The organism is Olleya sp. ITB9, assembly GCF_001315805.1.
Lineage (GTDB): Bacteria > Bacteroidota > Bacteroidia > Flavobacteriales > Flavobacteriaceae > Olleya > Olleya sediminilitoris.
Window position 1 is genome coordinate 16,609 of sequence record NZ_BCBW01000016.1, and the last position, 20,602, is coordinate 37,210.

Genomic DNA, 20,602 nt, shown 5'->3' on the forward strand with positions numbered 1-20,602 from the left:
ATAGTGGCTTTCTTTTTTCTAATTATACTATTTTAGTTTAAAATAACTTCGTTTAGTTCTGCTAAAATAGAAGTTGTAATACTATCATCACCATCGTAAACACTTCCTTCGTATTTAATAAGACCTACATTTTCTGCAAAATAATAAAAGTATTCAGCTGAACTATCTGGTAATCCAGCTACTTGGTATGTAGAGTTTGCTTTAACTTTAATTACTGGACTATAAGTAGTACCATTAACCTCAACGCTTATACCTTTTTCCATAATTTCGTTATTATAAGTTACATTCATGTTAGTGTCTGGGACATCAGGTAAACCATCCATTAATACTTCTGTAGAAGTCGTTATACTGTAATTACTGGTCCATGTTTCTCCAACTTCTAAATAGTCCTTTAACATTACAAAACTGTAAGACGATTGAGAAATTTGATAAACACCACTAACTTCAAAAGAAGTACTAGCAACACTAATGTGATAATCCCCTCCATTTTTACTAGAATAAGCATTGATCTCTACATCTCCTGTTACAGAGCCATCTGTACTAGTTGAACTTGGCAAAAAAGAACTATATAAATAAGAAGGAAAACCTAAATAATCTTCTTGTAAAGAAATTTCCATAATACCGTCGTCTTCTTGTTGTCCATCAATATAATTATCATAAGTCCATTTATTTCCTGTAGCCATTGGCCAATAGTCACCTGTAGACTCACCTCCAGATTCTCCAATAACATCGTTATTCTCAAATGGTGAATCACTGTTTGACTCAAGGTCAAAACCTTCTAACGCTTCGTTTTCACAACTAAATACAATTAATAATAAGAATAATAGCGATAAAGTTTTTTTCATGTTTTATAAGTTTTAGACATTAAACTTAAGATAATTAATTTAATTCTCCGTGTTTTGGTACTCTAAAAAGCAATACAATTCCAATTAAAAAAAAGATAAATAAAAACAAAATAGCATTACGCATTGTACTAATCTGGTCTACCACAGCAAAAACAGTCATACCAATAACAATACCTATTTTTTCTGCTACATCAAAAAAGCTAAAATATGATGTTGTATCTTCAGTAGTATCTGGTAAAAATTTTGAATAAGTAGACCTTGCTAAACTTTGGACACCTCCCATGACTAAACCTACAAATCCTGCTGCTATATAAAACTGAACTGGTGTAATCATAAAATAGGCGTAAAAACATAATAGCATCCATATAATATTAACAACAATTAAAGTTTTAACATTACCATATTTTGCTGAAGCTATAGAGGTTAAAACAGCTCCTAATATTGCCACAAGTTGAATGACTAATATACTTACAATCAAACCTTGTGTTTTTTGAGCATCATCTAACCATGCAATTTCTTTTTCACCAAAATAAACTGCCATTAACATTATAGTTTGCACAGCCATGCTAAACACGAAAAAGGCATATAAATAGCGTTTTAATCTTAAATTTTGTTTCAGTTGAAACCAAACCATTTTCAACTCTTTAAATCCATTAAATAATACGTCTTTTGTTACTTTATGTCCTTGAGAAACTCCTTTTGGTAATACATAAAAAGTGTATTGACTAAATACTAACCACCAAATACCAACGGTTATAAAAGAATACCTCATCATTTCAACTTTTTCAGCTCCAGTTTCTTGAGTCATAACCATCCCTAAATTAGCCACAAGTAATATAACACTACCAATGTAACCTAAAGAAAATCCTTTGGCACTAATTTGATCTTGTTGCTCATCAAAAGCTATATCTGGTAAATAGGAATTATAGAATACTAAACTTCCCCAATACCCTAACAGTCCCATGAAATAGAATAATAAACTAATATGAATACTTTCTTTTGAAAACCAGTACAGTCCAATACAACCAAAACTACCTAAGTAACAAAAAAACTTCATAAAGTTTTTTTTATTCCCTACATAATCTGCAATACCAGATAAAATTGGTGATGTAAAAGTTACAACCAAAAAAGTAAAAGCTGTAATAATTGAAATTAACACTGTTGGCTTCATTACAAAGCCAAAAGCAGCTATTGTTTCATCTTCAGAGGTAAATAAAGTTCCATAAAACAAAGGAAATATTGACGATGCTATAGTTAAGGTATATACTGAATTTGCCCAATCATAAAATGCCCAAGCATTCAATAACTTTTTACTTCCTTTTTTAAGATGTTCCATTTAATTTTGATTAGTTAGTGCCTAAAAATACAAAAGCTGTTCTTGATATCAAGAACAGCTTACAAAGTAATTTAATATTATTAATACTAACTTAATATTGACCTAAAGGTCTAAAGCTAGAGACACCAAACTTTTTAGCTTCTGCTTTAGCTGTAGGTGACAATGCAGTTAAGTTATCTATACGTGTTTGGTTAGCTGGATGCGTACTTAAAAACTCTGGTGGTGCAGATCCACCACTAGCTTGAGCCATACGTCTCCATAAATTTGCAGCTTCATCTGGATTGTATCCTGCTATTGCTGTTAATATTAAACCAATACGATCTGCTTCCGTTTCATGACTTCTACTAAATGGTAACATTCCTAAAACATTAGATCCTACTCCATAATATTGATTAAAAGCATTACGTTGGTTATCATCTGTAATGGCAATGTTTCCTGCAACAGCTAAACCTTGCTGAATGTAAGAAGCACTCATACGTTGTTGACCATGGTTAGCTAAAGCATGTGCAACTTCATGACCCATAATTGCTGCAACAGCAGTCTCGTTAGCTGCTACTGGTAAAATACCTGTGTAAAACACTATTTTTCCTCCAGGCATACACCATGCGTTTACAACATCTTCTTCAATTAAGTTATATTCCCATTTATAATCATTAAGGTAACCTTGTTGTCCATTGGCATTTAACCAACGTTCTGCAGCAACTGCAATACGTTGTCCAACACGTTTAATCATATCTGCACGAGTTGTTCCTGTTTCTACTTTACTTTCTGTTAGTACCTGATTATACTGTGCAAAAGCTGTAGGAAACAATTGTGCATTAGATACAAATGCTAAAGTTTTTTTTCCTGTAAATGGGTTAGTTGCACAAGACATTACTAAAAGTAAAACTAATGTTGCAACTATGGATTTTTTAAATTTCATGATTATTTTTAATTATTTCTTTCTATAAAGCTACAAAAACTTAGGCAAATTTAACATATTTCACAGTATAAAGACCACCTAGATTATCGATTAAATACACAAAAACACTCTGAAGTGCTTTTTAAAACATAATTATGCTCCTATTAAATGAATTTCAGTGAATTTTTTATCCACTACCATTGCTATTGTTCCATCGACTTTTAATTGTTCTATAGAAATGGTTTCGTTATCCAACTGAATTTCTTTTATTTCAAAAGGTAACCCATGAATATTTAATTTGAAGGTTTTAAAGGTCGCTTCATACTTTCCTTCTTTGTGTTGTTGTAAAATCAACTCGTTTGACTTTCCTGTTAATTTAAATGTCCTGAAGCTATAACGTCCTTTGGTATAATCATAACCATCGTGAGCATCATCAAATAATTGTGAAGACTCTTTACCTTTTTTATAATACACATCTAAGGTTATTTCGTCAATAACTTTTTGGTCTACATATTGTTGCTTTGGATATTTAGGGATAATAGCACCTTCTTTAATAAAAATTGGCATACTATCTATCTCTGCATCTACCCATTTTTCTTTTCCACCTTGTACAACCTCATCAGTCCAGAAGTTATACCAAGTACCTCTTGGTATATACATTCTGCGCCCTTTAGCATTTGGCTCTTGTATAGGACAAACTAGTATTTGGTTACCATACATAAACTCGTCTGTTCTATAATGCGTTTGACTATCTTCTTGGTCATACATAACCAAAGATTTTAAAATTGGTGTTCCATGCTCTACCAAATTCCAAAAAGCAGTGTATAAATATGGTAAAAGTTGGTATCTAATTTCAATAAACTTTCTAACCACGTCTGTTACATCCTCATCAAAAGCCCAAGGTTCTTGATCTCCATGATCTCCTGATGAGTGCACACGACAAAATGGATGAAAAATACCTAATTGAATCCATCTAGTAAATAACTCCCCTTGAGGTTGCTCTGCAAATCCACCAATATCACTTCCAGCAAAACTAAACCCAGACATTGCCATACGTTGTGCTTGAACATTAGCGATCCATAAATGCTCCCAAGTAGCAACATTATCACCTGTCCAAGTAGAAGTATAACGTTGAGTACCAGAATAAGCAGCTCTAGTTATTACAAAAGGTCGTTTTGGGTAATTAAACTTTTTCATGCCATGGTAAGTAGCTCTTGCCATTTGCATACCATAGACATTATGCGCTTTTCTGTGACTACAAGGATTACCATCGTAATCATGACGTACATCATCTGGAAAAGTCTTATTTGGCACTTCCATAACTGCAGGCTCGTTCATGTCATTCCAAACACCTTGGATACCTATGTCTTCTACTAACTCTTTAAATAATCCAGACCACCAATCTCTAACCTCTGGTTTAGTAAAATCTGGAAAAAAACATTCTCCAGGCCATACCTTACCTTTCATATAAGGACCATCTGCACGTTTACAAAAATAGTCCTTATCTAAAGCTTCTTTAAATACTGAATATTCTGGATCTATTTTAATTCCTGGATCAATAATAGCTACGGTTTTAAACCCATCGTCTGCCAACTCTTTAACCATGCGTTTAGGATCTGGAAAATAGTCTTTATTCCATGTAAAACATCTAAAACCATCCATATAATCTATATCTAAATAAATAGCGTCACATGGTATTTGAAGCTCTCTAAACTTAGATGTAATTGCTTTGACTTCTGCTTCTGGATAATAACTCCATTTACATTGATGAAAACCTAAAGCCCATAAAGGTGGTAATTGGTGTGGCTTACCTGTTAGGTCTGTATAGTTTTCTACAACTGTTTCCATTTTAGGTCCATAGATAAAATAATAGTTCATCTCTCCTCCTTGAGCCCAAAAACTTGTGACATTACGACGTTCTTGACCAAAATCAAAATAAGATCTAAAGGTATTATCAAAAAAAATACCATACGCCTTACCATGGTGTAAACCTGTAAAAAACGGAATAGCTTTATATATTGGATCTGTGTGCTTACCAAATGCATAAGAGTCTGTAACCCAATTTTGAAATCGCTTTCCTTTTAAGTTTAAATGCTCTGGCTTATCACCTAGTCCAAAATAACTTTCACGTTCATTAACGGTTTTACTCATCTTAACGATGTTTCCTCCAAACTCATAACTTTCTTCCCAATGAAACCCTATTTCATCTTGATTAATTATTTGGTCTGTAAGCACATCATAAATAGTTACTCGTGCATCTTTTTTAGAAACCTCACATTTTAACTTTGAAGTAATGATGGTATAAAAATCATCATTCTCAGTAATTTCCAACTTATTATAACCTGTACTTGCGTACTTAGTAATTGCATATGAAAAATCATTTTCAAAAGTACCTGTTGTAGTGTATCTAAATCTTAATACACTATCTCTTAAAACTGTTAATTGAAGAACGACATTATTTTCGGTATAAAAATATAATGTATCAACATCCTTTTGAAACTTTATAATTCTTGATGGAAATAAATTTCCTTTTTGCTCTAATTCGGTATTTACAATCATAGTTATCTATTATTATATATAGTAAAAAAACGGAAAATTATATTGTTACTAAAACATTGCTAATGTTAATTCTTACAAATTATCAACTACAACGTTTTAGATTTAAAAAATTATTAAATGCTTTATTTTCAGACCTTAAAACTAATAAAATGATATTGAGTCAATATCATTTTATTTAGCTTAAGATTTATATTTTAATATTGAAATGCCTAAAGGCGGAATTGTAATTTCAACCGAATTTTTTCTAGAATGCCATAATTTTGACTGACTTATTAAAGTTTGATTTTTGAAGTCACCTGTTCCAAAATAGGAACTATCATCACTATTAAAAATTTCGGTTAACTGTCCTTTTTTAGGCAAACCAATTCGGTAATTTTCTAAAGGTACTGGTGTCATATTACAAGCAATAATTAAATTATCTTTTGGCTTATTACCTTTTCTAATATATACTAAAACAGAATGTTCTGCATCTCCATAATCTATCCACTCAAATCCTTCAAAAGAAAATTGTTTTTCAAATAAAGCTGGTTGCGATTTATAAACTTTATTTAAAGCTTTGACATACTCTTGCATACCTTTATGTGGCTTATACTGTAATAAATGCCAATCTAAACTGGATTGAAAATTCCACTCTTCACTTTGTCCAAATTCTGCACCTTGAAACAATAACTTAGTTCCTGGATGTGTAAACATATAACCGTAAAGAACTCTTAAATTAGCAAAACGTTGCCATTCATCTCCAGGCATACGACCCAAGATGGATTTTTTACCATAAACTACTTCGTCATGACTTAAGGGTAGCATAAAATTCTCGGTAAAAGCATAAGTCATGGAAAACGTAATATCGTTTTGATGATGTTTTCTATAAATAGGTTCTTTTTTAAAATATTGTAATGTATCATGCATCCAACCCATCATCCATTTCATACCAAATCCTAAGCCACCTAAAAAAACAGGTTTTGATACACCTGGAAACGCTGTAGACTCCTCTGCTATAGTTTGGACATCAGGAAAATTACTGTATACAGCTGTATTTAATTCTTTTAAAAAAGCTATCGCTTCTAAGTTTTCTCTTCCTCCATACATGTTGGGTTCCCATGCTCCTTCTTCCCTACTGTAATCTAAAAATAGCATAGAGGCAACAGCATCTACACGTAATCCATCTGCATGATATTGGTCTAACCAAAACATTGCATTACTGATTAAAAAAGATTTTACCTCGTTGCGACCATAGTTAAAAATTAAACTTTTCCAATCTTGATGATAACCTTTACGTTTGTCTGGATGCTCATATAAACATGACCCATCAAAAAAGCCTAAACCATGAGCATCTTCAGGGAAGTGTGATGGAACCCAATCTAAAATGATTCCTATGTTATTTTGATGAAGTTTGTCCACAAGTAATTTAAATTCTTCTGGATAGCCAAATCTAGAGGTTGGCGCAAAGTATCCTGTAATTTGATAACCCCAACTTGGGTCGTAAGGAAATTCCATAATTGGCATTAACTCGACGTGTGTAAAATTCATCTCTTTGATATAATTTACTAAGTCTTCTGCCAACTCTACATAAGATAAAAACCGATTGTCTTCAATTTGTTTTTTCCAAGATCCTAAATGTACTTCGTAAACCGAATATGGTGCATCTAACTCATTGTTTTGTTTTCGATTAGACATCCATTTATCATCTTGCCAAGTATAATTATCATCCCAAATTATAGAAGCTGTATTTGGGTTATGTTCAAAACGTCTTGCATAAGGGTCTGCCTTTTCTGTAACTATATTATTATTATTGTGGCTCTGTATTTTATATTTATAAGATGTGCCTTTACCTACATTTGGTATAAAGCCTTCCCAAATTCCGCTTTCATCCCAACGTACATTTAAAAGGTGCTCTCCTTCTGTCCAATAATTAAAATCTCCAACTACAGATACTTGTTTTGCACTTGGTGCCCAAACAGCAAAATAAGTCCCTTGTACTGCGTTTAAAGTCATAATATGTGACCCTAACTTTTCGTATAACTTATAATGCTTTCCTGCTTTAAAAAGATTTATATCAAAATCTGTAAATAAGCTAAATACTGTTACTTCTGCCATATATTAAATTACAAATCCGTTAGGTATTATTGCACCTTTTTTTATGACTACAATACCTTCTTTTATAACATAAGTATCTGTTTCTTTATCTTCTAAATGACTTCCTCCATTAATTCTTACATCATCACCAATCCTGATATTTTTATCTAAAATTGCATTTTTAATAAAACAACGCTCACCAATACCTAATAAGATTTTAATATTATTTTCTTCTATTTCTTCTAAAGACTCATAAGCATCACAACCCATCATGTAAGTATTAATAATTGTAGTTTCTTTACCTATTCTAGATCTGATACCAATTACAGATTTTTCAATTTTAGAAGCATGTACAATACAACCTTCTGCAATAACGGTTTTATCTAAATTTGTTCCAGAAATTTTAGATGTTGGCAAAATTCTGGCACGTGTATACACTCTTTGGTCTATATCATAAAGATTAAATTTTGGGATATCATCTGTGATACCAATATTGGCTTCAAAAAACGAATCTATGTTACCTATGTCTGTCCAATAACCTTCATATTGAAAACTAATCGTTTTGTGCTTATTAATGGATTGCGGAATGATTTCTTTACCAAAATCTATAGTTTTAGGATCATTCATCAAATCTACTAAAAGGTCTCTATTAAAAATATAAATACCCATTGAAGCCAAATGATTTTTACCTTGTTTTTCCATATCAGGACTCACAGGTGAGGTCCATTCTGGTAATAAATCTGAATTTGGTTTTTCAATAAATGACGTAATTAAGTTATCCTCATTAGTTTTTAAAATACCGAAAGAAGTCGCGTCTTTTGCATTAACAGGAATTGTTGCTATTGATATATCTGCTCCTGTATTAATATGCGCATCTATCATTTTGTTAAAATCCATTTGGTACAATTGATCTCCAGAAAGGATTAAAGCATACTCAAAATCATGTTCTAAAAAATGATGCATACTTTGTCTAACAGCATCTGCTGTACCTTGAAACCAAGTTTTGTTTCCTGGTGTTTGCTCGGCTGCTAATACATCAACAAAAGCTGAACTAAAAAAACTAAAATGATACGTATTTTTAATATGTCTATTTAACGACGCAGAATTAAACTGTGTTAGTACAAACATGCGTTTGATGTTTGAATTTATACAGTTAGAAATTGGTATATCCACCAATCTATATTTTCCTGCTATTGGTACAGCTGGTTTAGAGCGTGAAGCAGTTAATGGATACAACCTTGTGCCTTGACCTCCTCCTAAAATAATGGAGAGTACTTTGTCGTTAATCATAGTGTTTTAGTTTATGGATTGGTATAAATTAATATAAGCTTTGGCAGACACATCCCAAGAATGGTCAATTGTCATTATTTGTTTTTGTAATTTTTTAAACCTCTTACTATCATTATATAATGCTACAGCTCTTTTAATAGCATACTCTACTTCATAAACACTTACATCATCATGACATATTCCAAATCCATCTTGATCAATGTCAATTACTGTATCCTTTAATCCGCCAATACGTCTAACTATAGGTATGGCACCATAACGTAAAGCATACATTTGATTTAAGCCACAAGGCTCAACTTTTGAGGGCATTAATAAAAAGTCTGTTCCTGCATAAATAATATGAGATAATCTTTCGTCATAACCAATATACGCATTATATTTTCCATTATATACTGGTTTTAAGCTTTTTAAAGCATTTTCAGTTTCTTTTTCTCCCGATCCTAATAATAAAATAGATACTGCTTCAGTTTCTAAAACATTTTTAAAAACATCAGGGAAAATTTCGACACCTTTTTCTGAAACCAAACGACCTATAAATCCAAACAAGGGTTTATTTGGATCTAAATTATACTCTTTACATAACCAATTCTTATTAGCTTTTCTACCTGTACTGATCGTGTCTTTGGTAAAGTTTTCAATAATAAAATCATCAGTTTCTGGATTCCATACTTGGGTATCAATCCCATTTAATATACCTTGACATTTTGTGCTTTCATGACTTAATAAACTTTCCAAACCATTTGCATTTTGTTTTAATTCTTCCATGTAGCTTGGTGATACTGTTGTGACTCTCCAAGCACATTTAATAGCTGCTGCTAATGGATTTATACAACCATTCCAATCTAACAACCCTATTTTTTCTTCATTAAAATCAGGAATTAAATGTAGTTTATCATAACCAAACCAACCTTGGTATTGTGCATTATGGATAGTAGTAATTACTGGTATTGTATTTAAAACCTGATAATCAAAACACTCTTGCAACATAAAAGGAATTAACCCTGTGTGATGATCGTGACAATGTATAATACCTGGTTGCTGCTTATGGACTTTAATCCAATCTAAAGCAGCAATTTGAAATGCTATAAAACGCTTAGTATCGTCTACTGAATACACATAGTTTTTATACAATAACTCAGGAATATCAATAAAATAAGCTTCAATGTCTAAATCTGAATCTTTAGTTTTCAAAACACTAAAAACATAATAATTAGGACCTAAATTAAACTCGGCTTCATAAACCTTTTCAAATGTATGTTCTTGAGTATATTTATTATCATAAAAAGGCATAATTACAGAGGAAGGATGACCCAAAGCATTTTGGTATTTAGGTAAAGCTCCAACAACGTCTGCTAATCCTCCAACTTTTGCAATTGGATAGCACTCTGCACTTATGTGTATAATTTTCATTTATTTATTTTAATTTATTGATGAAAGTTACACTTTAAATAATAAAGAATGAAATGTTATTTTTAATTTAAAATTAAGTCTGTATTAATTCTATTTTAAGATTTTACAATATCTTTATAAAAAAGAAAAATTATGAAAAAAATTGCATTCTTACTTTTAATATGTCTATTTAATTGTAAATCTAACGCACAAGAAGAAGCTAAAAAATCTGATTCGAAAACTTTTGAAATCAGTAAAACTGATGCTGAATGGAAAACTGAATTATCTGATAAAGAATATTATGTTTTGCGTAAAGCAGGTACAGAACGTCCTTTTAGTAGTAGCTTAAACAACGAAAAAAGAGCTGGTGTATATCACTGTGCTGCTTGTGACACACCACTGTTTAAAAGTGAAGACAAATTTGACTCAGGAACAGGTTGGCCAAGTTTTGACCAAGAAATTAAAGGAAATGTTGCCTTTGGGACAGATACTAAAATTGGATACACCAGAGATGAAGAACATTGCGCAACGTGTGGTGGTCATTTAGGTCATGTGTTTAATGATGGTCCTAAAGCAACTACAGGAAAAAGACATTGTATAAACGGAGTCGCATTAAATTTTAAACCAAGTAATGAGTAATTTTAAAGTCAATAAAACTGAAGAACAATGGCGTAACGAGCTAACAGATGAGCAGTATCGTATTTTACGTAAAAAAGGTACCGAAATGCCACATACGGGAAAATACAATTTACATTTCGAGTCTGGAGCATATCATTGTGCAGCATGCAACCAGCAATTATTTGAAAGCGATAGTAAATTTGAATCTAGTTGTGGTTGGCCAAGTTTTGACGATGCCATTCCAGGAAGTATCACCAATATATTAGACAAAACCCATGGAATGATTAGAACCGAAATTGTATGTTCTAATTGTGGTGGTCACTTAGGTCATGTATTTAATGATGGTCCAACAGAAACAGGAACTAGATTTTGTGTAAACAGTGCAAGCGTAGATTTTAAAAATGAATAATAGCCACATTACAAGTGTTATAAAACAGTTTAACTATTACAAAACTGCTGGAGATAAAACACTCCAGCAGTTATCTTTTAGTGAAATGAATTGGAAATCCCATAGCAATTCCAACAGTGTGTCTATTATTGTAAAACATATCGTTGGTAACATGTTAAGTCGTTGGACTAACTTTTTAACCGAAGATGGCGAAAAAACATGGAGGCAACGTGAGCAAGAGTTTGAAGCCACTTACACTACAAAAGAGCAGTTATTAGCCGATTGGGATAAAGGATGGACTTGCTTATTTAATGCTATTACACCTTTAAACAATCAGGATTTGGATCGTACTGTTTATATCAGAAATGAAAGCCATCTGGTAGCCGAAGCTATTTTTAGACAATTAGGTCATTACAGTTACCACATTGGGCAAATAGCACATATTGGTAAACTTATTAAAAATGAAACTTGGCAAAGTCTATCAATACCCAAAGGACAATCCAGTCAATTTAATGCTAAAAAGTTTAGTCAGGCTAAACAATAATTTTTTAAGATTTTAATTCCTTTTTATAAGGTCTAATAATTAAACGTGCTTCTCTGTCAAACCTAATGTAGTTGTAAACCCAATTTATAAAAACAACCATTCTGTTTCTAAATCCTATTAAGAAAAACAAGTGTACAAACATCCAAACAAACCAAGCAAAAACACCTTGAAATTTAAACTTTGGTAAATCTACAACAGCTTTATTTCTACCAATAGTAGCCATAGATCCTTTATCATTATATACAAAGGGTTTCATGGGTTTATTTTCTAATAACTTTAGTAAGTTTTCTCCTAATAATTTACCTTGTTGTATAGCAGGTTGAGCCATCATTGGATGTCCTGATGGTACTGCTTCAGTTTCCATTTGCGCTACATCACCAATTGCAAAAATGTTATCTAATCCTTTTACTTGATTAAATTCATTTACAATAATTCTATTTCCTCTAGTTACAAACTGTTCTGCATCTATACCTTTAATAGCTGCTCCTTTTACTCCTGCAGCCCAAACTACTGTTGCTGCATCAAAAGTTAAATCACTATTTGTGGTGACCGTTTTTCCGTCATAACCAGTAACTCTAATATTTTTCCAAACATGTACGCCTAAGTCTTCCAAAAAGTCTTCAGCTTTTTTAGAAGCTTTAGTACTCATTGCTTTTAAAATTTTATCTCCAGATTGTATTAAGTTAATTTGTGCTAGTCGTGTATCTAAATCTGGATAATCTTTAGGTAGTATTCCTTTTTTAATTTCGGCTAAAGCACCAGCAAGCTCTACACCTGTTGGCCCTGCTCCAACAATTACAAAATTCATTAAAGCATTTCTTTCGTTTAAATCTGAAGTCAATAAGGCTTCTTCAAAATTCTCAAGTATTAAACTCCTTAAGTTTAGAGACTGTGGTATGGTTTTCATTTCCATACTATTCTCTTTAATAGATTTATTACCAAAATAATTGGTTTTAGATCCAGAAGCCACTACCAAATAATCATATTTTAATTCACCTATATTAGTAATAACACGATTATTGTCTGTATTTATTTCTGAAACATTAGCCAGTCTAAAGAAAAAATTAGGAAAATCTTGCAATACCTTACGAATAGGATAAGCAATAGAATCTGGCTCTAAACCGCCTGTAGACACTTGATATAATAATGGCTGAAATGTATGATAATTATGTTTATCTAAAAGTACAACTTGTACTTCTTGCTTTGATAATTTTTTTGCTAAAGCGATGCCTGCAAAACCTCCACCAATAATTATTACTCGTGGAAAACTAGACTTAGGTATGTTCATATTTTAAAACTTGCTGCACAAAGGTACTAAAAGATATATTTTTTTAAGATTCTAAATTCTTTATTCAATTTTGGTTTTGTAACTTCGTAACTTCTTAAAACTACAAAAAAATACACAATGAGTAAATACGATATTATTGTACTTGGTAGTGGTCCTGGAGGCTACGTAGCTGCTATTAGAGCATCTCAATTAGGTTTTAAAACTGCTATTATTGAAAAAGAAAATCTTGGTGGAATATGCTTAAATTGGGGATGTATACCTACAAAAGCATTACTAAAATCGGCTCAAGTTTTTGAATATTTAAAACATGCAGAAGACTATGGTCTTTCTGTTAAAGAATACGATAAGGATTTTAATGCTGTTGTTAAACGTAGTCGTGGTGTTGCCGAAGGCATGAGTAATGGTGTTAAGTTTTTGATGAAAAAAAACAAAATTGATGTCATTGATGGTTTTGGAACATTAAAAACAGGAAAGAAAATTGATGTTGATGGTAAAGAGTACAGTGCAGATCATATAATTATTGCAACTGGAGCACGCTCTAGAGAATTACCAAGTTTACCTCAAGATGGTGAAAAAGTAATTGGTTACAGACAAGCAATGTCATTACCAAAGCAACCTAAAAAACTAATTGTTGTTGGATCAGGAGCTATTGGTGTTGAGTTTGCTTACTTCTATAACTCTATGGGAACTGAAGTTACAATCGTAGAATATTTAGATAGAATTGTACCTGTTGAAGACGAAGATATCTCTAAGCAATTAGAGCGTTCGTTTAAGAAAAACGGTATAAAAGTAATGACTTCTGCTGAAGTTACTAGTGTTGATACATCTGGTGAAGGAGTTAAAGCAATCGTTAAAACAAAAAAAGGAGAAGAAGTATTAGAGGCTGACATCGTATTATCTGCTGTTGGTATTAAATCTAATATTGAAAATATTGGTCTTGAAGATGTAGGTATCGCTGTTGATAGAGACAAAGTATTAGTTAATGATTATTACCAAACTAATATTCCTGGATATTACGCAATTGGTGATATTACTCCTGGTCAAGCCTTAGCTCACGTTGCGTCTGCTGAAGCTATTTTATGTGTTGAAAAAATTGCAGGAATGCATGTTGAAGCCTTAGACTATGGTAATGTACCTGGTTGTACCTATGCTACTCCAGAAATTGCTAGTGTTGGTTTAACTGAGAAACAAGCAAAAGAACAAGGTTACGATCTTAAAGTTGGAAAATTCCCATTCTCTGCATCTGGTAAAGCTAGTGCTGGAGGAAACAAAGAAGGTTTTGTAAAAGTAATTTTTGATGCTAAATATGGCGAATGGTTAGGATGCCACATGATTGGTGCTGGTGTTACAGATATGATAGCTGAAGCTGTTTTAGGACGTAAACTAGAAACTACAGGACACGAAGTATTAAAAGCAATACATCCACACCCAACTATGAGTGAAGCTGTAATGGAAGCTGTTGCAGATGCTTATGATGAGGTAATTCATTTATAAAACTTATATAGTTTAAATAAAAAAAGTTCAGCAATATCATGGAACTTTTTTTGTTATATAAGTTAGGTTTTAAAACATAAAACCTAGACCAAATTGCCAAACATTATTTTTGGCATCAACACCTTCAAATGGTGTACCATCTTCAAAAATATCTGTAACTCCAATATTATAACGACCGCTTAAGAAAAAACCACTATCAAACTTATAAGATGCACCTACTGCAACACTAGTGTCAAAATCTTTAACGTAAGAGTCTTCAGAATCAATTTCTATATCTCCTCCATCACTTGTTGGTTGAGAGTCAAATTCTTCATGAATTTTAAATCCAAATTGTGGACCAGCTTCAACACTTAATCCTTTTACTAAATAGGCTTTTAATAACAATGGTACTTGAATATAATCTAATTGGTATTCGATATTATCATCTGTATCAAAAACATTGTCTTGATCAATTTCTTGTACATCAAAACCTTGACCAGAATAAAAGACTTCTGGTTGAAAAGATAAACGCTCAGTAATAGGTATTTCGACTAATAAACCAGCGTTAAAACTAGTTCTTGATTCTAAATCTCCTAAATCGTCTCCACTTATAGTAGAGGAATTAAAACCTCCTTTTACACCTATTTGAACATCTTTTCTATCTGCTTGCGCATTTAACATTGTTACTCCTGAAATAAATAGTACAATAGTACTTAATATTATTTTTTTCATCATATTGTTTTTTAGGTTAATATACCTTAACTACGATGTCAAAATAAGTTACAGATGTTACATTAACATGGTTTAACAACAATGCTATTGCTTTTAACAGTCTTTAATACAATTTAAAAAACTTTAATATAGATAAAGACTTTGCAGTATAATTTTTGGAATAACAAATCACAAGAAACTTTGAATAGCTAACTCATAACTTTGTAATCCAAAACCAAGTATAACACCTTTTGCATTGGCCGAAATATAAGACTGATGCCTAAACTCTTCTCTTCCAAAAGTATTTGAAATATGCACTTCTACAACAGGTGTTTCAATAGCTTTTACACAATCACCTATTCCAACAGAGGTATGTGTATAAGCAGCAGCATTAAGTATAATACCATCGTAACTAAAACCAACTTCTTGAAGTTTATTTATAAGTTCTCCTTCTATATTAGATTGAAAATGCTCTATAGAAACATTCGGATATTTTTCTATAATTGTATCCAAAAACTCAGTGAATGATAAACTTCCATAAATGTTGGGCTCACGTTTTCCTAACAAATTTAAATTAGGACCATTAATTATAATTAGTTTTTTCATAAAGTAAAGATAAAAAATTTGAGCATAAAAAAACCGAAGCTATTAAGCTTCGGTTTTAAATATTTAATTTACTAATACTTAGTTAAATTTATAAACAACACCAAAGTTGATATCAGCAAAATTTACACCAAAATCAAAATTGTTTCTAGACTCTGCTCCATCAAAATCTGCTTTTTCTGTAGAGTATCCTAAAACACCAACAGTTGCTTCAATTGCAAAATTATCAGAAACAAAGTAGCTAATACCTGGAGCAAAAGCAATATCAAAACCATCACTCTTAGCATCTGCTAATTTATCATCGTTTGAAATATAATCAACCCCTAATTCTGTAAATAAAGAAAATTGATCATCTGCAGTAAAGTAATATCTTCCAAATACTCCAATAGCTAATTCACTTGCATCAACAAAATCAACTCCGTCATTATCTCCTGAAAAAGAAGTGTAACCTAGTTTTAAACCTGCTGCAATGTTATCAGATAAAAAGTATCCAGCTTTTGGAGCAATTGAAAAAACGTTTGTACTTTCATCTCCGAAAGATTCATTACCAAATCCAACTGAACCAGAAATAAAAACATCACCTTCTTCAAAACCACCAACTGTAGTCATTTCATCTTGTGCGTTAACACTTGTAAAACCTAATACTGCAATTGCAGCTGTAAATAATAATTTTTTCATAATTAAATTTAAATTTTAAATTATTTGAGCTTACAAAATTAGAAGCTAAAGCAAAGGTGTACAAGTAAATTTTGATAAAAAAAACTTAACAAAAAGTACCATATTAACTTTCAACTTATTAAGATAAAACTTTAACTTTTTATTTTGACAAAAAAAGACTGTAAACCTATTAAATAATAGGCTTTAACAAATTTTAACGCATTATTTAACATTAAGCATATATTACCAAAAATAAAGAATAAAACACTTATTTAACATTAAATAAATATTAGAATCACCATTATAATGGCAACACTAATTATTCTGTATTTAGTAAATAAATTAAAAAGATTACATCAAAATACTACAGTTACAATCAAAAAAAAACCAACTGATAGTTGGAAAATGTTATTTTGAATACTAAAATCAACCTCAGAATTTAATTAAGTTTGTTATTAATAATTACAAGCTGAATTTAGTTATTCTAACACAAAAAAATGGACATTTTTAACAATTGCTATATTTATAACCTATGACCTGGACTCAAGCTCTTAAAGATTACATATCATATCTAAAAATAGAAAGAGGATTATCCGACAACTCTATTAATAGTTATGTGTTAGATGTAAATAAATTAATAAAATATTTGGACTCAAATGCTATACAAACAAATGCAATAGTTATAGACACTACGACTATTAAGCAATTTATTTATGAAGCTGCAAAAAACTTAAATGCAAGATCTCAATCCAGATTAATATCAGGTTTAAAAGGTTTTTTTAATTATTTAGTATTTGAAGATTACAGACAAGATAACCCTGTAGATACTATAGACTCTCCAAAAATTGGTCGAAAATTACCTGATACACTAAGCGAAAACGAAATTAACAACCTAATACAAGCCATAGATTTAAGTCATCCGCAAGGTGAACGAAACAGAGCTATTATAGAAGTGCTATACAGTTGCGGTTTACGTGTAAGTGAGTTAACTAACCTTAAAATATCAGATTTGTTTTTTGAGGAAGGGTTTATTAAAGTAACAGGAAAAGGAGATAAACAAAGGTTTGTACCTATACTTGAAGACACACAAAAATATATTACTATTTATAAAACACACATTAGAAATCATTTAACCATTCATCCAGATCATAATGATATTTTGTTTCTAAATAGACGTGGTAAACAACTAACTAGAGCAATGATATTTACAATTATTAAAGGATTAGCTAAACAAATAGACCTTAATAAAAATATTTCTCCTCATACATTTAGACACTCTTTTGCTACACATTTATTAGAAAACGGAGCCGATTTAAGAGCCATACAGCTTATGCTAGGACATGAAAGTATAACAACTACCGAAATATATACACATGTTGACAAAACCCAATTAACAAATGTTATAAATAATTTTCATCCAAGACGATAACTATATTTATTAAATTTATTTATATTTGCTTCATACTGAATGTTTTAGGCAAGACTCCCTAATTGCTAGCATATAAAAACAGAACTTTATGTCTGAGTTAATTAAAGGTATTGGATTAAATCAAAATACCTCAAATTTTGATCTACAAAAATGGAAACTTGCATTAGAAATATCTAAAGTAGGTATATGGGATTATAATTCTGATACAGATCAAATATCATTTACTACACCATCCAAAACCATAATTGGAACACAAGATAATATTAACTTTGGTAAAAATGCTACAGATTGGAATGATCGTGTGCATCCAGAAGACAGGCAGCAATATTATCAAGATTTTAAAGACCATTTAAATGGTTTAAAACCATTATACGAAAACAAACATCGTGTACTACATAAAGATGGATCTTATAGATGGATATTAGATAGAGGAAAAATAATTGAAAAAGATAAACATGGTGAAGCTTCTAGAATAATTGGAACACACGTTGATATTACAGAGTTTGCAGAATCTGAAAAAAAAGTTGAAGAAACTCTAGACCTTGTAGTAAAGCAAAATAATAAACTTCAAAATTTTGCACATATTGTAACACACAATTTAAAGCAACATGCTGGTAACTTTGAAAGTCTTTTAGGCTTTTACGAAGAAGCAAATACCGAAGACGAAAAGATAGAGATGCTTGACTATCTTAAAACACTGTCTAAATCTTTAACAAAAACCATCAATAATCTAAACGAAATTGTAACAGTTCAATCTAGAAAAAAGAATACTGAAAATAAATTGTGTATCTGTAAAGAAATTAACTTAATCTTACAAGAGTTAGATTATTACATACACGAACAAAAAGCAAGCATAATTACAGATATAAAAACGGATTGTTTTATTAACTTTAACACCTCTTATTTTCAAAGTATTACACAAAATTTAATTACTAACTCAATAAAGTATAGACATAAAGACAGAAATCCTATAATAAAAATAAGATCCAAACAAGTAGGTGATATGGTTCAAATTGAATTTACAGACAATGGATGTGGCATAGACTTAGATAAGTTTGGGAAAGACATTTTTGGATTATATAAAACCTTTCATAATAATACAGATTCTGAAGGTGTTGGTTTGTATTTAGTTAAAAATCAAATTGAAGCCTTTAATGGTACTATTGATATTAAAAGTAAAGTTAATAAAGGCACTACTTTTACGATTAAAATCCCAAATTAAACGTGCAATAATTATCCAAAACCAACGTTTAAACTGCAAATTAAGTAGTTTATCGATGTAACGCTTTCGGGACTCTAAAAAACATTAAAACATTATAAAGTTTTTAATATTTGCTAGACACCTCATAATCTAAAAAATGGAAAATCAAACAATTAAAAACCAAAAATGGCATTTTGCTCTTGAAAATTCTGGAATTGGAGTTTGGGATTGGAATTCAATAACTAACGAAGTATTTTATTCTAAAGAATCAAAAAAAATACTTGGTTTTGAAGATCATGAAATTGGATCTAAACCTTCAGAATGGGATGATCGAGTACATCGTGAAGATAAATTAGAGTATTTTGAAGATTTTAATAACCATATAAATGGTAAAATTTCTGAATATGTAAATGTACACCGAGTATTACACAAGGACAATTCATATAGATGGATTTTAGATAAAGGTAAAGTTGTAGAGCGAGATTTTGAGGGAAAACCGACACGTATTATAGGTACACACACTGACATTACAAAACAAAAAGAAACAGAATTAGCTTTAAAAAAGTCAATAGATTTAACAACATCTCAGAATAATAAACTAAAAAGTTTTGCTCACATTGTGACTCACAATCTAAAATCTCATGCAGGAAATTTTGAGAGTATATTGAATTTAAATGAAGAAGTCGAATCTGATACAGAAAAACAAGAATTATATTACCATTTAAGAACGATATCAAAGTCGTTAACCAAAACACTTAAAAACCTAAATCAAGTCGTTAGTATACAGACACAAAAAAACTCTATCCAAAATAGGGTTAATGTAAGCCATGAGATTAATACTGTTATTGAAGAGCTTAATTTTATAATTTCAGAAAGCAGTGCTGTAATATATAATGATATAGACGAAGAATGTGTAATCAATTTTGATTCTACTTACCTTCATAGCATTGTTCAAAATTTAATTACTAATTCTATTAATTATAAACATCCTGATAGACCTCCTGTTATTAAAATTAAAACTGAAAGTTGTAGTGAAAATTTAATTTTAACAATATCAGATAATGGTTTAGGTATTGATTTAGGTAAGTTTAAGGATAAAATTTTCGGGTTATACAAAACATTTCATAATAATCCAGAAGCTGAAGGTGTCGGCTTGTATTTAATAAAAAATCAAATCGAAGCTTATGGTGGTACTATTGATGTAGATAGTCAAGTAAATATTGGAACCACATTTAAAATAGTAATTCCTATCCATAAAAAAATAACACACTATACTGTAAGTTAGTTAGGTTAGTTA

The 20,602-nt window shown here is 30.9% G+C and carries 18 protein-coding genes; 7 read left to right on the forward strand and 11 right to left on the reverse strand.

The annotated features are described in order from the left end of the window. Nucleotides 1-32 precede the first annotated feature (32 nt). The 7 genes from ITB9_RS03560 to ITB9_RS03590 all read right to left on the reverse strand — a co-directional run bounded on the left by ITB9_RS03560 (nt 33) and on the right by ITB9_RS03590 (nt 10,414). Nucleotides 33-845 (reverse strand): hypothetical protein, encoded by an 813-nt coding sequence (locus ITB9_RS03560; protein ID WP_054851175.1) that lies wholly within the window; start codon nt 843-845, stop codon nt 33-35. A gap of 34 nt (nt 846-879) precedes the next feature. Further along, on the reverse strand, nt 880-2,181 hold the full coding sequence (locus ITB9_RS03565; RefSeq protein ID WP_054851176.1) for an MFS transporter: 1,302 nt from the start codon (nt 2,179-2,181) through the stop codon (nt 880-882). Between the two features lie 91 nt (nt 2,182-2,272). Further along, the gene (locus ITB9_RS03570) at nt 2,273-3,103 is read right to left on the reverse strand and encodes a M48 family metallopeptidase (RefSeq protein ID WP_028290912.1); all 831 of its coding nucleotides are present in this window, start codon (nt 3,101-3,103) and stop codon (nt 2,273-2,275) included. Between the two features lie 132 nt (nt 3,104-3,235). Then, nucleotides 3,236-5,641, reverse strand: coding sequence for a glycoside hydrolase family 31 protein (locus tag ITB9_RS03575; protein WP_054851177.1), 2,406 nt, complete (start codon nt 5,639-5,641; stop codon nt 3,236-3,238). Between the two features lie 180 nt (nt 5,642-5,821). After that, the gene (glgB, locus tag ITB9_RS03580; RefSeq protein ID WP_054851178.1) at nt 5,822-7,735 is read right to left on the reverse strand and encodes a 1,4-alpha-glucan branching protein GlgB; all 1,914 of its coding nucleotides are present in this window, start codon (nt 7,733-7,735) and stop codon (nt 5,822-5,824) included. Between the two features lie 3 nt (nt 7,736-7,738). After that, nucleotides 7,739-9,004: a glucose-1-phosphate adenylyltransferase gene (locus ITB9_RS03585; RefSeq protein ID WP_054851179.1), complete on the reverse strand. Its 1,266-nt coding sequence runs from the start codon at nt 9,002-9,004 to the stop codon at nt 7,739-7,741. Between the two features lie 6 nt (nt 9,005-9,010). Beyond that, on the reverse strand, nt 9,011-10,414 hold the full coding sequence (locus tag ITB9_RS03590) for a glycogen synthase (protein ID WP_054851180.1): 1,404 nt from the start codon (nt 10,412-10,414) through the stop codon (nt 9,011-9,013). Between the two features lie 132 nt (nt 10,415-10,546). Here ITB9_RS03590 and msrB (ITB9_RS03595) point away from each other — a divergent pair, with 132 nt between their 5' ends. From msrB (ITB9_RS03595) to ITB9_RS03605, 3 genes are read left to right on the forward strand one after another with little or no spacing between them, the layout of a single operon-like run. Then, nucleotides 10,547-11,032 carry a peptide-methionine (R)-S-oxide reductase MsrB gene (gene msrB, locus ITB9_RS03595; RefSeq protein WP_054851181.1) on the forward strand — a complete coding sequence of 162 codons (486 nt, stop codon included), beginning with the start codon at nt 10,547-10,549 and terminating at the stop codon, nt 11,030-11,032. After that, nucleotides 11,025-11,420, forward strand: a complete 396-nt coding sequence (gene msrB / locus ITB9_RS03600; protein WP_028606238.1) for a peptide-methionine (R)-S-oxide reductase MsrB — start codon at nt 11,025-11,027, stop codon at nt 11,418-11,420. The genes msrB (ITB9_RS03595) and msrB (ITB9_RS03600) overlap by 8 nt, the downstream gene beginning before the upstream one ends. Continuing rightward, complete coding sequence (locus tag ITB9_RS03605; RefSeq protein WP_054851182.1) at nt 11,413-11,943, forward strand: DUF1572 family protein; 531 nt, start codon at nt 11,413-11,415, stop codon at nt 11,941-11,943. Before msrB (ITB9_RS03600) ends, ITB9_RS03605 begins: the two co-directional genes overlap by 8 nt. Nucleotides 11,944-11,947: 4 nt before the next feature. Here the strand turns inward: ITB9_RS03605 and ITB9_RS03610 are convergent, their stop codons facing one another. Continuing rightward, nucleotides 11,948-13,231, reverse strand: a complete 1,284-nt coding sequence (locus tag ITB9_RS03610; protein ID WP_028606240.1) for an NAD(P)/FAD-dependent oxidoreductase — start codon at nt 13,229-13,231, stop codon at nt 11,948-11,950. A gap of 117 nt (nt 13,232-13,348) precedes the next feature. Here ITB9_RS03610 and lpdA point away from each other — a divergent pair, with 117 nt between their 5' ends. Then, on the forward strand, nt 13,349-14,725 hold the full coding sequence (gene lpdA, locus ITB9_RS03615; protein ID WP_054851183.1) for a dihydrolipoyl dehydrogenase: 1,377 nt from the start codon (nt 13,349-13,351) through the stop codon (nt 14,723-14,725). A gap of 69 nt (nt 14,726-14,794) precedes the next feature. Here lpdA and ITB9_RS03620 read toward each other — a convergent pair whose 3' ends face one another. From ITB9_RS03620 to ITB9_RS03630, 3 genes are all read right to left on the reverse strand, one after another. Continuing rightward, nucleotides 14,795-15,436 carry a porin family protein gene (locus ITB9_RS03620; RefSeq protein ID WP_054851184.1) on the reverse strand — a complete coding sequence of 214 codons (642 nt, stop codon included), beginning with the start codon at nt 15,434-15,436 and terminating at the stop codon, nt 14,795-14,797. 168 nt (nt 15,437-15,604) lie between these two features. Then, nucleotides 15,605-16,021 carry a type II 3-dehydroquinate dehydratase gene (gene aroQ, locus ITB9_RS03625; RefSeq protein WP_054851185.1) on the reverse strand — a complete coding sequence of 139 codons (417 nt, stop codon included), beginning with the start codon at nt 16,019-16,021 and terminating at the stop codon, nt 15,605-15,607. Nucleotides 16,022-16,099: 78 nt separating this feature from the next. Further along, nucleotides 16,100-16,696 carry an outer membrane beta-barrel protein gene (locus ITB9_RS03630; RefSeq protein ID WP_028290925.1) on the reverse strand — a complete coding sequence of 199 codons (597 nt, stop codon included), beginning with the start codon at nt 16,694-16,696 and terminating at the stop codon, nt 16,100-16,102. Between the two features lie 511 nt (nt 16,697-17,207). Between ITB9_RS03630 and xerD the strand changes: the two genes are divergently transcribed. From xerD to ITB9_RS03645, 3 genes are all read left to right on the forward strand, one after another. Then, nucleotides 17,208-18,104: a site-specific tyrosine recombinase XerD gene (gene xerD, locus ITB9_RS03635; RefSeq protein ID WP_054851186.1), complete on the forward strand. Its 897-nt coding sequence runs from the start codon at nt 17,208-17,210 to the stop codon at nt 18,102-18,104. Between the two features lie 88 nt (nt 18,105-18,192). Further along, on the forward strand, nt 18,193-19,326 hold the full coding sequence (locus tag ITB9_RS03640) for a PAS domain-containing sensor histidine kinase (RefSeq protein WP_054851187.1): 1,134 nt from the start codon (nt 18,193-18,195) through the stop codon (nt 19,324-19,326). 136 nt (nt 19,327-19,462) lie between these two features. Beyond that, nucleotides 19,463-20,590 (forward strand): PAS domain-containing protein, encoded by a 1,128-nt coding sequence (locus tag ITB9_RS03645; RefSeq protein WP_054851188.1) that lies wholly within the window; start codon nt 19,463-19,465, stop codon nt 20,588-20,590. Nucleotides 20,591-20,602: the final 12 nt, after the last annotated feature.

Excerpts from the sequence above, each read along its gene's own strand:
- ITB9_RS03560 (WP_054851175.1), bottom strand. The coding sequence starts at position 845 with ATGAAAAAAACTTTATCGCTATTATTCTTATTATTAATTGTATTTAGT.
- ITB9_RS03565 (WP_054851176.1), bottom strand. The coding sequence starts at position 2,181 with ATGGAACATCTTAAAAAAGGAAGTAAAAAGTTATTGAATGCTTGGGCA.
- ITB9_RS03570 (WP_028290912.1), bottom strand. The coding sequence starts at position 3,103 with ATGAAATTTAAAAAATCCATAGTTGCAACATTAGTTTTACTTTTAGTA.
- ITB9_RS03575 (WP_054851177.1), bottom strand. The coding sequence starts at position 5,641 with ATGATTGTAAATACCGAATTAGAGCAAAAAGGAAATTTATTTCCATCA.
- glgB (WP_054851178.1), bottom strand. The coding sequence starts at position 7,735 with ATGGCAGAAGTAACAGTATTTAGCTTATTTACAGATTTTGATATAAAT.
- ITB9_RS03585 (WP_054851179.1), bottom strand. The coding sequence starts at position 9,004 with ATGATTAACGACAAAGTACTCTCCATTATTTTAGGAGGAGGTCAAGGC.
- ITB9_RS03590 (WP_054851180.1), bottom strand. The coding sequence starts at position 10,414 with ATGAAAATTATACACATAAGTGCAGAGTGCTATCCAATTGCAAAAGTT.
- msrB (WP_054851181.1), top strand. The coding sequence starts at position 10,547 with ATGAAAAAAATTGCATTCTTACTTTTAATATGTCTATTTAATTGTAAA.
- msrB (WP_028606238.1), top strand. The coding sequence starts at position 11,025 with ATGAGTAATTTTAAAGTCAATAAAACTGAAGAACAATGGCGTAACGAG.
- ITB9_RS03605 (WP_054851182.1), top strand. The coding sequence starts at position 11,413 with ATGAATAATAGCCACATTACAAGTGTTATAAAACAGTTTAACTATTAC.
- ITB9_RS03610 (WP_028606240.1), bottom strand. The coding sequence starts at position 13,231 with ATGAACATACCTAAGTCTAGTTTTCCACGAGTAATAATTATTGGTGGA.
- lpdA (WP_054851183.1), top strand. The coding sequence starts at position 13,349 with ATGAGTAAATACGATATTATTGTACTTGGTAGTGGTCCTGGAGGCTAC.
- ITB9_RS03620 (WP_054851184.1), bottom strand. The coding sequence starts at position 15,436 with ATGAAAAAAATAATATTAAGTACTATTGTACTATTTATTTCAGGAGTA.
- aroQ (WP_054851185.1), bottom strand. The coding sequence starts at position 16,021 with ATGAAAAAACTAATTATAATTAATGGTCCTAATTTAAATTTGTTAGGA.
- ITB9_RS03630 (WP_028290925.1), bottom strand. The coding sequence starts at position 16,696 with ATGAAAAAATTATTATTTACAGCTGCAATTGCAGTATTAGGTTTTACA.
- xerD (WP_054851186.1), top strand. The coding sequence starts at position 17,208 with ATGACCTGGACTCAAGCTCTTAAAGATTACATATCATATCTAAAAATA.
- ITB9_RS03640 (WP_054851187.1), top strand. The coding sequence starts at position 18,193 with ATGTCTGAGTTAATTAAAGGTATTGGATTAAATCAAAATACCTCAAAT.
- ITB9_RS03645 (WP_054851188.1), top strand. The coding sequence starts at position 19,463 with ATGGAAAATCAAACAATTAAAAACCAAAAATGGCATTTTGCTCTTGAA.